Consider the following 15,109-nt stretch of genomic DNA (forward strand, 5'->3'; position numbering starts at 1 on the left):
AAAGGAGGAGGATGAAATGTCAGAAGTAAAGAATAACGAAGTAAAAAAAGAAGAGATGCATCTTGATGATGCGAGCAGAGTTCGTGTCCTCTCTCCCGGAATGATGGTTCTTAAGAGATTCCTTAGGAACAGACTTGCTATTGTCGGAATGGTAATTATTGTTTGTATGTTCCTTTTTGCATTTGTAGGTGGTGCTCTTTATCCGTACTCAGAGAGTAAGGTGTTCTATAAAACAGAACAGGTTATGAAAGAGTTTGCAGGAGCTACAGAGATAGATCAGTTCCAGTTCCAGACAGCTGAGGGAGCCAAGCTTCCTTCAGATATTAACTCAAAGGCGCTTATCGCTGTTTCAAAAGGACAGTATGTATTTGAAACACGTGATGGCTCAATGATGGGAATGGCTCCTCAGGGTGAGGGCTCTGATATATTCCTTATTTATACATTAGAGCCTGCGCAGATGTTTTTGAAGGGCAACAAAGATTTTGATGCTGCTGTAGAAGCAGGCAGAAATGACTTTGAAAAAGACGGAAAAGTCTACATGTTCAATGGCACTGACTTTAAGGCTGATGTTTATGAAGGTACAGAAGTAGCAGTTGCTTCCAAGAGATCATTTACAGGTTACAGCAAGGACACAAAGTTTACTTATGATTTCTACAGAAATGCGCTTGTAGCATTTGCTACAAAGGCTACATCATTTGATGCTGATGGAACAACCTACTCAATAAATGAGGAAGGTCTTGTAGAAGCAAACGGTGAGGGCTATGCTGTTGTTTCAAATATGAACTTCAATGCTATAGATCCCGGTACATTCCTTGATCCTGCTTATAAGGCTGCAGCAATCGAGGCATTTGAGGCTGCCGGCAATTCAGGATCATTTGAGTATGCTGATGCTGATGGCAATAATGTTGAATACAGATTCGAGAAGAAAAAAGGTCAGTATATCATCAAAAAGTATCAGGAGACAAGACTTATTGATACTTATGCTTCACCTTCCAAGGCACACCTTGTGGGAACAGATGCAAACGGTATGGACCTTCTTGCACGTCTCATGTATGGTGGACGTATTTCACTGATGATTGGCTTTGTAGTAGTATTCATTGAAGTTTTCATCGGTATGGTAATCGGTGGCGTTGCCGGATTCTTCGGTGGATGGGTTGATAACCTCCTTATGAGACTTGTTGACGTTGTATACTGTATCCCTGCTATGCCTCTTTACCTTATCCTTGGTTCAATCATGGACTATTATCAGGCAAGCCCCAGAGCACGTATTTATCTTCTCTGCGTGGTAATGGCTGTTATCGGTTGGGTAGGAATTGCCCGTATTGTCAGAGGCCAGATCCTTTCACTTCGTGAGCAGGAGTTCATGGTAGCTGCTGAGGCACTTGGCATCAGCACATACCGCAGAATCTTCAAGCACCTTATACCTAACGTAATTCCTCAGCTTATCGTATTTGCAAGTATGGGTCTTGGTGAAGTTATCCTTTCAGAGGCTTCACTTTCATTCCTTGGTCTTGGTATCAAGTACCCTGCTGCTTCATGGGGAAGTATTATTAACGCGGTTAACGATTCATATGTTATGACCAATTACCTTTTTGTATGGCTTCCTGCAGGAACACTCATCCTTCTTACAGTTCTTGCATTTAACTTTATTGGTGATGGCCTAAGAGATGCATTCGATCCAAAGATGAAGAGATAAACTTGACAAGCGACAGTGCAAAAATCATGCTTGCATGAATTTTTGTACTGGCATTTGTCAAGTAAGAGATCATGAGTAAGCAGCGATTTGCAAAGCAAATCAGCGGATTACGAATGAGATCTCAGATCACAGTAGCGCAAAGTGCGAAGTGATTTGTGTTTATCTATGTATAATACGAAGCAAGACGTATTATCTTATATGTATATATAGGAGAGCAAAATGGCAAAGAATTCAAATTATATCTCTGCTAAAGAATCAAGACGAATCTCCAGAGAGAATCGTAAGATTACTTCAGAAATAGAGAAAAAGAGAAATAGAAAACATATTCCGGAGAGTGAATATGTTACTAAGATGAAAAATCCTGAGAACTGTGTAGAGTTTGATAATGTTCATACATATTTCTTTACAGATATAGGAACAGTTAAGGCTGTTGACGGTGTATCCTTTGAGGTACCTCAGGGTAAGACAGTCGGTATCGTTGGTGAGTCAGGTTGTGGTAAGTCTGTTACCAGCCTTTCACTTATGCAGCTCGTTCAGAGACCTTCAGGTCAGACAGTAGAGGGTGAGATCAGATTCAATGATGGCGAGAGAACAATAAATGTTGTTAATGCTCCTGCATCAGCTATGCAGAAGCTTCGCGGCAATAAGATGTCAATGATCTTCCAGGAGCCCATGACATCACTTAATCCTGTTTTCAGAATAGGCGCTCAGGTAGATGAAGTTATAGCACTTCACAATCCTGAGATGACACCTGAGCAGGTTAAGGCCAGAACAATTGAGATGCTTCAGATGGTTGGTATCGCCAATAAAGAGGGTGTATATCAGATGTATCCTCATGAGCTTTCAGGTGGTATGCGTCAGCGTATCATGATCGCTATGGCACTTGCCTGCGACCCTAAGCTTATTATTGCGGATGAGCCTACAACAGCTCTTGATGTTACTATTCAGGCTCAGATCCTTGACCTTCTTAGAAACTTAAAGGACAAGATCAATTCTTCAATCATGCTCATCACTCACGACCTTGGTGTTGTTGCTGAGATGGCAGATTATGTTGTAGTTATGTATGCAGGACGTGTTATTGAGAAAGGTACTGCAAGAGAGATATTCAAGGATCCCAGACACCCTTACACAATCGGTCTTATGAAATCAAAGCCCGTTGTAGGTAAGCATGTTGATAAGCTGTACAATATCCCCGGTAATGTTCCTAACCCGATTGATATGCCTGATTATTGTTACTTTAAGGATAGATGCGAGATGTGTACAGAGAAATGTTCCGGAAAATATCCCGGAGTATATAAGGTTTCTCCTACACACTTTGTAAGCTGCTACAGATGCGAGGAAATTACAGGTGGCGTTAATACTGAGGAAGGAGGTGCAAACTAATGAGCGAAAATACTAATGAAGTAAGAGATAACATTCTCGAAGTAAAGCACCTCAAAAAGTATTTCCCTATTAAGGGTGGATTCTTTGGCGGCGTTACAGGCAATGTTAAGGCCGTAGATGATGTGTCATTTACAATCCCCAGAGGAACAACAATGGGTCTTGTAGGTGAGTCCGGCTGTGGTAAGTCAACTACAGGAAGAACAATCTTAAGACTCCTTGAGAAGACTGAGGGAGAAATCCTTTTCAACGGAAAGGACATCAGCAGTTTTGATAAGAAACAGCTTCGTGAGCTTCGTACAAAGATGCAGATCATTTTCCAGGATCCGTATTCTTCACTTTCACCCAGACTTCCTATCGGTGAAATAATCGGAGAAGCTGTTCGTGAGCATGACCTTGTTCCTAAGGCAGAGTATAACGACTATATTACAGAAATCATGAAGGAATGTGGTCTTCAGCCTTATCATAAGGATCGTTATCCTCATGAATTCTCCGGTGGTCAGAGACAGCGTATCTGTATTGCAAGAGCACTTGCAGTTAAGCCTGAATTTGTAGTATGTGATGAGCCTGTATCAGCGCTTGACGTTTCCATTCAGGCACAGATCATCAACCTTCTTAAGGATCTTCAGGAGAAGAACAATCTTACATACTTGTTCATCTCACACGACCTTTCAGTTGTTGAGCACATTTCAGATGCTGTAGGTGTTATGTACCTTGGAAGTCTTGTTGAGACTGGTAAGACAGAGGATATCTTCGCAGAGCCTCTTCATCCTTATACAAAGGCACTCTTTAGTGCTATTCCTATGCCTGACCCGGATATAAAGAAGGAGAGAGTACTCCTTGAGGGAGATATACCTTCACCTGCTAATCCGCCTAAGGGATGTAAGTTCCATACAAGATGCCCTCATTGCATGGGTATCTGTAAAGAACAGGCTCCTGCAGCGAAGGATATGGGTAATGGACATGTAGTAAAATGCCATCTATATGATGACAAATAAAAAAGTTTATTATTTAGAGAATATTAAGTATTATAAAGAAATTCTGAAAAAACAGGGAGAAACAAAACTCCCTGTTTTTTTTATGTATAATTGAATGTAAAGAGAATTCATGGAGCTGATGAATGGTTACTATACTGAGTCTGGGGATTATTTCAGTAGGTATTCTTGCAATACGCGCCAGAAGTATAAGCCGTACGGTAGGAACAATCTGGATCGATCTTCAAATTGATGTGACAATTGCATATATTCTTCTTATTTGGGCGCTTGATCTGTATGACAAATACATAGGTTTTAATAGTGGCTTCAAATATGTTGCCAGTGAAACCATGTTTTTCATAACACTTAACACTTATCTTTTGTGTGCACTGAAAATAACTGTCGGACTTGTGCGCTATAGGGAGAAAAGTCCACTTTTGTCTATTCTTCCATATGCTCTGGAACTGATGTATCTACTGGTTCTCAATCCTATAAATCACATAGCTTTTTTCGAAGATGTCAAAGGAACAGTCACTTTAGAGAGAATAATCTTTATAATTATAGGAGCGTTTCTTAGTGGTATATATGTGGTAGTATCCATATTTTTTGCTGTACGCCATATCAGACGCCTTGGTAAGGTAGCTGTTTCGGTAATTTCAGTGATTGTATTGCTGGTTTATGCCATGCTTGTTCTGAACAACTACATGGATGATTTTAAGTATATGGGAGCAGCTTTTGCCGCTTGCGTAACCTTTAATCTGGTTATGCTGTACCTTGTTGACAATCCTACGGATCCCAAGACCGGAATATATAATCAGAAGGCATTTTTCAGGGCTGTGGAGGAGGATCTTATACTTAATCCTGAGATAGATTATCAGCTGTGCCTTCTGGATATCAGAGACTTTCAGGATGTTAATGAAAGGTTCGGATTTGAACGCGGTGATGATATTTTACGGCGTATAGCTGCGGCTATGCGAAAGCAGTTCTCATGGGAAGTTGAACTTGCATATCTTGGAGAAGACAATTTTGCGGGATTGTTTCCGCAGGGCTCATATTGGATGCTTCAGGGAATTTTGTCTCTGGATGAGATGTACCCGGGAGAGGGAATGGATTATAATCTCTCGTTATATTCCGGAGTTTATCCGATTACAGATAGAACGATGAATCCACAGCTTATGATAGACAGAGCCCGATTTGCAATGGAGTCGATTCGCTATGAATACAACAAGCACGAGCATGTTTTTGATGAAAAACAGAATCGTGAATTTGAGATGCATGCATACATGCAGCACAATTGTGAGAGAGCTATTCATGAACACGATTTTGTTCCATATTTTCAGCCTATATATGATGCTGAGACCAAAAAGGTATGTAGTGCAGAGGCACTTGTGAGATGGAAGGATAAGCAGTACGGACTTATCAGTCCCGGAGATTTTATACCGTTATTTGAGCGAAATGGCTTCATTAACAAGCTTGATGCATATATATGGGAAGAGGTGTGCAGGCAGATTGCTGAGTGGAGAAAGGAGGGCATTCTGGTTCCTCCGATATCTGTGAACTTATCCAGGAGAGATCTTCAGATGGATAATCTGTACGAGATTATTCTGGATATGATAAAAAAATACCATCTTTCACCTAATGATATAAAACTTGAAATCACAGAGAGCGCGTTTGTGGCAGAAAATCAGAGATTTTTTAATACCGTAGATCTTCTTAAAGAGGTTGGATTCAGAATACTTATGGATGATTTCGGAAGCGGTTATTCAAGCTTTAACACCTTTAAGAATGCGCATGTAGATATACTTAAAGCAGACATGAAATTCATGGATGGAATAGTTTCATCCGAAAAGGGCAAAATAGTAATAAACACTATAGTTGAAATGACCAAGAAGCTCGATATGCCTATAGTAGTAGAGGGCGTTGAGACTGAAGAGCAGTATCAGTACTTAAAGTCAATAGGATGCGAAATGATACAGGGATATTATTTCTCAAGACCTGTGCCTGCTGAACAATTTAAGGACATTATTATAGGTAATTAAGAAGGTTCATATAAAAAGCCATGGCATTTGATTGCCATGGCTTTTATGGTCAGATAAATAGTTTTTTACTGAATAACGAGCTGATCCCATGTATCTGCAGGAATAAGTGCTATATAAGTCTTGCCGTTGTTGATTTCAAGCTCGTTAGCCTGTGAATCGAAGAACTGAGTTTTTACAAGCTCACCTGTCTTTGTCCAAACTATATCAGTTGCCTTACCATTTGTGCAGTAGTAACCGGGCTGGTTGATATCAATGCAGTTGTAGATGAGATAACCATGATCATCAAGCTGATTGAAAGTGCACTTCTGAAGGATTACGTTCTTGAAGGAAAGAACTGCTCCGTCCTCACCATCTTTGTGAGGGTTGCCGTAATCATAGTACTCATATTCCTTAGTATCAGGATTGTATACAAGCTTTGAGCTGTTGTGTTCGAAAGGAATGATATCAATTGTATTTGCGTCAAGGCACTTAGCATAGCCTTTGTTCTCAAGGTTTATCTCATTGCCCCAGGGAGTGAAGTTAAAGTGTGATTCCTGAATACCCTCAGGAGCGAATTCATTGTAAGTGGTTGAGAAGTTGCTTCCTGAGAAGTTGTTCTCCAAATCACCTGCAAGGATGTACTCGGTATATTCTCTCTTTTTACCGTTATCTACACGAGAAAAAGTTCCTGAGAAGTGGTTTGTACCCCATTCTTTAGCAAGGTAGGGATCGATGTGAACCTTAGGGCCACCATCGTGACAAAGTACTGCGTTCCACTCGGCTGCAAGAATGATGTTTGTGGGACGTGTGCTTCTGATGGAACCGAGCTGTTTAATAGCTCCCCAATCCTTCACAAGGCACATAAGTCGTGTAATTCTGCCATTCTGAGTACTGTTCATCATCTCATAAACTACATCACATTCGGAAATACCAAAATGAGGAAGAGCGATAGATTCATTATCTACCATTGCAGCAATAGGTCGCTGATCTTTAAGTGATTCGCTGATAGGTTCACCTGTGAGCTCACTTCTGTACATTCCTGCGGGAATCTCAGCAGATACAATCTCGGGTTCTGCCTCTGTTTCCTCCTGAGCAGTGTCTTCAGTAGTCTCTTCAGCGGTATTATCCTCGATAGACTCCCATGAAAGACCCTCGGATGAATTCTCTTCGGCTTTCTCCTTGCCACAGCCTACAGCAGCTGTAAGCATCATTGTAGTAAGAGCCAGGCTTACTATACGTTTATTGAATTTCATAATATAAATCCTCCTTAAAATGTGTTTGATGACACATCCTTATTATTTTAACAGAAAATATATAATGGAAAAAGCTTTTATTACGAAAAGTCTCTTCGTTTTCTGTCAGCGGCTTCAATCAGCATTCGAAGCTCATCTTCATCCCTTGGAGTTCCGTGCGAATATCCACTGGTGTAATGTATGGGCTTGTTTAATTCAGGGATGCTGAGTGTGGCCATATTGCGCTCCCAGATAGAGAGACGCTGAAGTGCATCACTAAGTTCAATATCCTGAAGAATTATAAGGAAGGAATCGGAACCATATCTGTAGGAATGACTCTCTGTGAGATATGTTTTTATGCAGCTTCCCACCTGAGCAAGTATGGCATCACCTGCACTTTGGCCGTAATCCTCGTTAACCTTTTTAAATTCATCAAGGTCAAGCATAACAACAATAATGTGATGATTCTGATATGAAGTGAAGTCATCTCTTAAGGCATAACGGTTTTTCATATTTGTGATATTGTCATGTACAGGGACATTCTGCAGCATATCATTCATGGTTTCTATACGGTGTATACGCTCTAACTCAGTTGCCTGCATCCTGTATTTATTAAAGGATCCAATGAGTGTAAGCAGTGCAAAAATAATGTAATTAAACAGGTTGATTTTCTTTGCACCATCGTAGGAATGCAGCACCATATAAAAGATAAGATATGAACCCCATATGAGAACTGAACTGGTTGCAGGTGGCAGTAAAATGAAATTAACAAGGCAGAATATTATCGCAAAGAATATGAACATCTGCAGACCGTGGGAATATTCATAGAAGGATGATATCATGCCATAAATAATGAAGGTAATAAAATATGCGACATAAACATTCCGATAAGCACTGAAAGGATGCTTGGAATCATTCAGCGCATAATGACTGGCGATAAGAGCCAGGATACTTACAGCCAGTGCATAGATGGCACTTGGTACTACAAAAGAGCTGCTAAGCACCTCTTTTTTAAAAAGATAATAATAGATAAGTACAACAATTTCCACAACGGAGAATGCAAGTGCTATGTCATGGGTAGACTGTATATTCTTGCGGTATAAGCCCTCTCTTATGGATTGATGTATATATGGGTTCAAATAATCCTTGATTTTGTTCCAATATTTAGAAAAAGTTGCCATTCTTTCCTACCTTCGTTAGTATTATAATAATCATGCAAATTGCTACGTAAAATTATAACATGGATATGCAAATTACTTAAAATTTTAAGCGCCAGATGGGAGATTTTTTAAGATGCTTTATGAACTTATGATAAGTAGATTTACACAGTTTCAGCTATCTGCCATAGGAATGACAGTTGCATTTATATTCACTTTTATTACGCTGAATATGCGTTTTTCGTTCCTGCCGCAGGATCAGGGCAGAGCTTTTGCGGTAAACGGCGCACTTTCCAAGGGTAAGCTGAGAGGAGTCGGACTGGTATTCGTAATAGACTTTATTTTACTTGCAGTTGTTTTTTTGCCTTTATCAGTAGAATTTTTGATATATTTGGGGCTTATTTTTCTTATTATGCTGAGTGGATATATGGATGATGCCTCTGATAAACCGTGGAACGAATATAAAAAGGGACTGATAGATTTTGTGATCTCAGTGGCTACTATGGCTACCTTTGTTTCACAAAACGGCACCAAAGTGAGCGTTTTTGCTTTGGAATTTAATATCCCTGTTCCGGTATATTTTATTTTGGGCGTAATACTCATATGGATAGCAATAAATGTGACTAACTGTTCCGATGGAGTTGACGGTCTGTGCGCATCACTTGTGATTGTGACTATAATGTCTTTTGTAATAATGTTCTCTGAAAATCTTGGAAGTATGGGAACAGCAGGACAGCTTTTCTGTGCGGTACTTTTGGCGTATTTGTACTTTAACTGTTCTCCAAGTTCGATGCTTATGGGAGATGCGGGATCCAGGGCACTTGGATTTTTTATCGCACTTCTTGCGATGAAATCAGGACATCCTTTTGCTTATCTGATGCTTTCGCTGGTACTTATAATAGACGGAGGCCTGGGGCTTCTTAAGATATCTCTTATCAGATTTTTGAAATTGCATGTTATGACTAATCTGCGAACACCGATTCATGATCATATGAGAAAAAATCTTGAGTGGTCTGATACTCAGGTAGTTATAAGATTCGTAATAATTCAGGTGATTGTTTCAGTACTTTTTGCTGCTTTGTAAAAACTGTAATATCAGATATGTTCTTATAATAAAAAGTCTCATATATTCCGTTTTTAATGGCATCACAGTAAGTGAACCAAACGGATATATGGGACTTTTTGTTTTAAAGCTTATATGATTTTTCTTTCAGACGTTTTTCGAATTCCTCCAGTTCCAGAGGCTTATCGTAGAAAAATCCCTGTACCAGGTCACATCCTACTTTTTGAAGAAAATCGATTTGATCCTGTCTTTCTACTCCCTCAGTGATGACCTCAATATCGAGTTCCTTAGCCATACGAATTATGTTTTTTAACACAATCTCATCTCTTTCGGTGAGGGTATCGTTATCTATGAAGGATTTGTCAATTTTGATCGTTGAAACAGGAAGATCTCTTAGAATACCAAGAGATGAATAACCTGTTCCGAAATCATCTATCGAACTTGCTATGTTCATACCCTTTAATTTATTCAGGAAATCGGCAATCAGACCTTTTTCCTTCTGGGTAGCTGTTTCAGTAACCTCAATCTGGATGTACTTTAAATCAATATCGTATTTTTGTGTTATTTCAAGAATCTGATCTGCAAGGCTCTCTTCAGCCAGATCACTTCTTGAAAAATTAACGGAAATGGGAACAGGCTCTATGCCATTATCAATCCAGTGTCTGATTGTGCGGCACACCACATCCATCACATAAATATCAAGGCCGATGGAGTAGCTGTTTTTTTCCAAAATAGGTACGAATTCAGCAGGATATACATACTCTCCCCTACATAACCATCGGGAAAGAGCTTCTGCACCTACCAGGGTATGGTTGGTTGTGTCAACCTTTGGCTGGTAGTAAATCTTGAATTCATTGTTTAAAAGCCCATCCTCAAAACGATCCTCTATCTGTTTTTCGCGATAAACCCGGGTGCTCATCTCTTTTGTTACGAAAAGAAAAGGCTCATTGGAAAGGGATCTTGCAACACTGCAGGCAATAGAACTGCGGCTTATGATCTGACCGGGAGATTTCAGTGAATCGTCTATATCATATACTCCCGCTACAGCACTTATGAAAACCGGAAGCTTTTCGCCGTCACGTATGCCGTAAACTTCTGTTTTTTCAAGGAGCTTTAGAAATTCTTCAGTTCGCTTCTTTTGAATGAGGGCAACAAAATTATCTCCCCCAAGGTGGCCTATGACTTCGTCAGAGGTAGAAAATTCCAGTAGAGCTCTTGTATATCTGCGGATAATATTATCAGTTTCCTCAGCGCCAAAGCGCCTGTTTATAAGGCCGAAGCCTTTGAGGTTAAAATAATAGGAGTTGTAGTTTTTTATCTCTCCGGAGAGCATTTTTCTTGTAGCAAAAGCAAGAAAACCGCCTGAATTTGGAAGACCGGTGAGATACTGGGTAAGTGAGCTTTTTTGCACAAGCTCAACAAGTCTGTAACGGCCCATGTGAATCAGCAAGACCCGAATCGCAGATTGTACCAGCTGACGCTCTTCTGAACTCCAGTTGGTTTCAATGGGAGCAAAGACATGAGCAGTCAGCATACCATTTTCGAATGTCCGCTGCGATTCTTCAAGCCATACTATCTCTGTAGTTTCAGCAGATGACATCTCGCCCAAATAAATGGTAATATGCCGTACTTCACCGGTGGGAGTCTGTTTTGTTTCAGGGATATTCAAATCAAGCGTTACCTGAGAAATGTCCAGAGAAGGGCCTATGACTGAAAAGGCTTGCCCTGCAGCTTCAAGGGTGTTTTCTGAACCTGATAAAATCTGGATGAATTTGTCAAGAAAAATGGTAGTGTCCATATAAACTCGTTTTTTTGCAGGGTTAATTGCGACTATTTTTATTTTCCTACAAAAAAGCTATTAAAACAAGGTAATATTTTAATGCTTTAAGCAGGCTTTAATTATTCGTCATTTTATACAATTTATCAAAAAATATTCAGCAAAAGGTGACATTATACAAAATAATAAAATGTTGATAAAATATTAATATTCACAGTTTATAAAAATTTCACATTTGTTGTAACCAAAATCTCATGGGGGGAGAGTTATGGGTATAACTATCAGACAGTACTCATCGGTCGTTGTGACGATTAGTGAGCGCGAATCTGAAGCAGTCAAGCTCGCGGTATCTAATCTTATCCGCGATTTTAAGAGAGTGCTTCAGATCAATACAGAGGTATATGATCCCGACTCACAACAGATTCTGGTAGGGACTGTTGGTGTGTGCGAGGACTTTGAGGAAGAGGATTTGGTTGGTCTGTTCAGTTCCCAGGGAAGAAGACGCAAGGAGGCTTACGTCATCAGGGACAGAAGAGGCAGACTTGTTATTGCCGGATCTGACAGGAGAGGTACCGTTTTTGGTATCTATGAATTCTGCAGAAAAGTCCTTGGGGTTTCGCCATGGTATTTTATGGCAGATGTACCTATTCATCCCAAGACGGAGATTTCTTTACCGGACGACTATCATGTTTCGGATCACCCAAGTATAGAGTATCGAGGAATTTTCATAAATGATGAGGAAGAGCTTGATCACTGGGCTCAGCGTTATCTTGGTGAGACAACCATAGGTATAAAGACCTATGAGAAGATATTTGAACTGATGCTCAGGCTTAAGCTGAATTATGTCTGGCCTGCAATGCATGTCAACGCTTTTAATTCTAACCCTGAAAATGCTAAGCTTGCAGATAAAATGGGCATTGTGGTAGGAACCTCACATTGTGATATGCTCATGAGAAGCAATAATAAGGAGTGGAGACCCTGGCTTGAAAAGAAGGGATACGGGGGAGTTCCATACGATTTTACCGCTTCGGATAAAAGCCGCGATGCGATAATTGAGTATTGGCAGGAAGCTGTTGAGCAGAATAAGGATTACGAAGTGACTTATACTCTTGGTATGCGCGGAATACATGACACCGAGATAGAACCTGTGGCTTTTACCGGGCTTCGCGGAGAAGAGCTAAGGAATGCCAAAATACAGCTCCTCGAGGACGTTATAAAGGCTCAGGAGGAGATTTTAGAGAATACACTTGAGCACGCACCCATGAAGATTTTTGTGCCCTATAAAGAAGTGCTTGAGCTTTACGACAATGGGCTTAATATTCCCGATGATTTTACCCTGATATGGGTTAACGACAACTACGGTCATGTAAGACGCTACCCCAACGAGACTGAGAAGAGACGAGCCGGTGGCAATGGCCTTTATTATCACAATTCATATTGGGCACCTCCCGGGGCGTCCTATCTTTTCCTGTGCTCAATTCCGTTGGCACAGACCAGAAACGAACTTAAGAAAGCATATGAAGAAGGCATAAGAAAGCTTTGGGTAACTAATTTTGGTGCGATAAAGCCTTTGGAGCAGCAAATTACCTACTATGCTCAGCTTGCATGGGACATAGGAAAAACGGAAACGATCTGCGCAGATGAGGTTGAATTCCTTGCCAAATGGATAGATGAAACCTTTAGCGGACACCACGGTAAAAAGCTTGCTTCCATGTTGGTTGAATTCGATCAGCTGACTAATGTAAGGAAAGTTGAGCAGATGGATGTGGATACTTTCTCACAAACTGCTTACACTGATGAGGCTGTCAGCAGAATTCACCGGTATGAGTATATGTTTAAAACCGGAAACAGGATATATCACTCACTTCCGGATAATGAAAAAGATTCATTTTTCCAGCTGGTACTTATGAAAATACATGCGGCATATTACACTTACGCTATGTATTACTATGCCGACAGAAGTAATCTTTGCATAAAGCAGGGAAAGACTCACAGCGCTGCTGATTATACTGCAAGGTCACTGGCTTTCGATCATGCAAGAAGAAGCATGCTTTATTACTACAATCACGTAATGTCAGATGGAAAATGGGATGGTGTTATGACACCGGAGGATTTCCCGCCGACCAGAACCGCTATGCACCCTGCGTGCAAGCCTCCGATCATGAAGTCCGGTGACCATCTTATAGTAACATGTCAGAATGAGGAAAACAGTCTGACATTTGTTAAGCCTGTGGAAAAGTGGTTTGAAATTGCAAATGCAGGTGAAAACGAGATAGTTGTTACGGTTGATCTTCCTTCCTGGATCAGAATTTCCGAGGATAACCAGACTCATTTTGAGGGACACGGAGATATAACAGTAAATGGTGAGGAGAGACTGCTTCTGGAGGTTGACTGGAATCAGGTTTCTGACATGATAGAACAGATGACCAAAAAGGGAGAGGTCAAGGCTGATGACAATGTTGTTTCAATAAAGGATTCAATACATGTGATGGCTCTTATGACTGGTGAAAGCCATGTGATTCCTGTGGAGGCAAAGCTCTTTAGGGGAATTACACTTCTGGGGCAGGGGAATATCGTATTTCCGCCTCATATGGAAGATGACGGCATGCTCAGAATAGAAGCTGACATGGTAAGAGACCTTTCCGGAGCATGGGTCAGAATTCCTAATCTCGGAAGGCAGAGAGGTTCACTGGTTGAGGCTAGAACAGAAGGAGCTACCCTGACTTATGAGGTTACGGTAACAAGTGAAGGCGCATTTTTACTTGAACTTCACAGATTCCCTTCGCTGAATGCTATGGGAAGAATAAGGATTGGAGTTTCTGTGGATGAAAATCCCATGGAAGTAGTGGAGTCCGATGCAAATGATGAGTTTAAGGGCGAGTGGAAAAACAATGTAAGGAATAATGTGGATAAGCTCTACTTAAGACTTCCAAACATAAAGCCCGGCTCACACAGAATAATTTTCCATGCAGTGGATAAGTATTTCTCATTTTCACGATTCGTTATTTATACGAGAGAACGCAGAGAGAATAATCTCGGAATAAGAGGCGGAGATTTAAGACTTCCTCTACGCTTTGATGCTGCAGGCTTTTGCTGGGATTTTTATGGAAAAGAAGCCTATGAGCTTCCGCCAAGACCTGTATATTACGCTTTTAGAAAACAGAAGGGCAATTGCCTTGAGATGGGCGAGCATATGGAGTTTTTGCCGCATTATGGATCACCTGTTTCCGCAAAGGATATTGTTTCAACCGGTGAGCATACTGCTGTGGAGAAAGACGGAAGAATCCTGATAGAAGCTGCTGCGGCGCTTAGTCAGTCAAAAGCAGCTTTTACAGAAGGGGAAGGCTGGGACTATTGTAATGCGCCATCTTATGGTGAGAGCGGCCTTGCCATGTACATAAGGGATGAAAAGGCTCTTAAGAACTATAAGGAGACAAGCTGGGGTGGCACTAGTGCCATAAAGAAGGCCCCGTCACTTCAATATTCAATAGAGACAAGGGGAGGCACCTACAGGATTTGGGGAAAGATCCTCATGTGGGATGCTGAAAATGCGCATTTTACAATAGGTGTTGATGACAAGATTTATTCCGAACAGGACTTGTACGGCGGACAGTCAATATGGAGATTTTCTGCTGAGAATATCTGGAGATGGGTACCGCTTGCAGATGTTAAATTAAGAGGCGGAAGGCATATGTTCAGATACTTTTCATTATCAGCGGGACTCAGAGTTGAGCAGTTTTATCTGACTGCCACGGATGAGCTTCCACCGGCTATAGTGTAAGGTTACATATAAAAATTTTCCCTCACCTTTA

General features: G+C 40.8%; 9 protein-coding genes. 6 read left to right on the forward strand and 3 right to left on the reverse strand.

Annotated elements, in window-relative coordinates:
* The first annotated feature begins 16 nt into the window (after positions 1–16).
* The 4 genes from ACHCNF_RS12145 (at position 17) to ACHCNF_RS12160 (ending at position 6,089) form a co-directional block, all read left to right on the forward strand.
* A complete protein-coding gene (locus tag ACHCNF_RS12145; RefSeq protein ID WP_408070053.1) occupies positions 17–1,696 on the forward strand; it encodes an ABC transporter permease in 1,680 nt (559 codons plus the stop codon).
* Positions 1,697–1,915: 219 nt separating this feature from the next.
* The gene (locus ACHCNF_RS12150; RefSeq protein ID WP_408070054.1) at positions 1,916–3,079 is read left to right on the forward strand and encodes an ABC transporter ATP-binding protein; all 1,164 of its coding nucleotides are present in this window, start codon (positions 1,916–1,918) and stop codon (positions 3,077–3,079) included.
* Positions 3,079–4,074, forward strand: coding sequence for an ABC transporter ATP-binding protein (locus ACHCNF_RS12155; RefSeq protein WP_408070055.1), 996 nt, complete (start codon positions 3,079–3,081; stop codon positions 4,072–4,074). The genes ACHCNF_RS12150 and ACHCNF_RS12155 overlap by 1 nt, the downstream gene beginning before the upstream one ends.
* A gap of 122 nt (positions 4,075–4,196) precedes the next feature.
* Positions 4,197–6,089, forward strand: a complete 1,893-nt coding sequence (locus tag ACHCNF_RS12160; RefSeq protein WP_408070056.1) for a putative bifunctional diguanylate cyclase/phosphodiesterase — start codon at positions 4,197–4,199, stop codon at positions 6,087–6,089.
* A 65-nt stretch (positions 6,090–6,154) separates the two neighbouring features.
* Here ACHCNF_RS12160 and ACHCNF_RS12165 read toward each other — a convergent pair whose 3' ends face one another.
* Positions 6,155–7,321, reverse strand: a complete 1,167-nt coding sequence (locus tag ACHCNF_RS12165) for a DUF3048 domain-containing protein (protein ID WP_408070057.1) — start codon at positions 7,319–7,321, stop codon at positions 6,155–6,157.
* A gap of 80 nt (positions 7,322–7,401) precedes the next feature.
* Entirely contained in the window at positions 7,402–8,481 is a 1,080-nt protein-coding gene (locus ACHCNF_RS12170; protein WP_408070058.1) for a GGDEF domain-containing protein, read from the reverse strand.
* Between the two features lie 112 nt (positions 8,482–8,593).
* On the opposite strand from ACHCNF_RS12170, the gene ACHCNF_RS12175 reads away from it, so the two are divergent.
* Positions 8,594–9,541, forward strand: a complete 948-nt coding sequence (locus ACHCNF_RS12175; protein WP_408070059.1) for an MraY family glycosyltransferase — start codon at positions 8,594–8,596, stop codon at positions 9,539–9,541.
* 103 nt (positions 9,542–9,644) lie between these two features.
* Here ACHCNF_RS12175 and ACHCNF_RS12180 read toward each other — a convergent pair whose 3' ends face one another.
* Positions 9,645–11,318 carry an EAL domain-containing protein gene (locus tag ACHCNF_RS12180; RefSeq protein ID WP_408070060.1) on the reverse strand — a complete coding sequence of 558 codons (1,674 nt, stop codon included), beginning with the start codon at positions 11,316–11,318 and terminating at the stop codon, positions 9,645–9,647.
* Between the two features lie 247 nt (positions 11,319–11,565).
* Here ACHCNF_RS12180 and ACHCNF_RS12185 point away from each other — a divergent pair, with 247 nt between their 5' ends.
* Positions 11,566–15,078 (forward strand): glycosyl hydrolase 115 family protein, encoded by a 3,513-nt coding sequence (locus tag ACHCNF_RS12185; protein ID WP_408070061.1) that lies wholly within the window; start codon positions 11,566–11,568, stop codon positions 15,076–15,078.
* The last annotated feature ends 31 nt before the right edge of the window (positions 15,079–15,109 follow it).

The sequence above is a fragment of the Butyrivibrio sp. NATIVEDY162 genome, assembly GCF_045999815.1.
Lineage (GTDB): Bacteria > Bacillota > Clostridia > Lachnospirales > Lachnospiraceae > Butyrivibrio.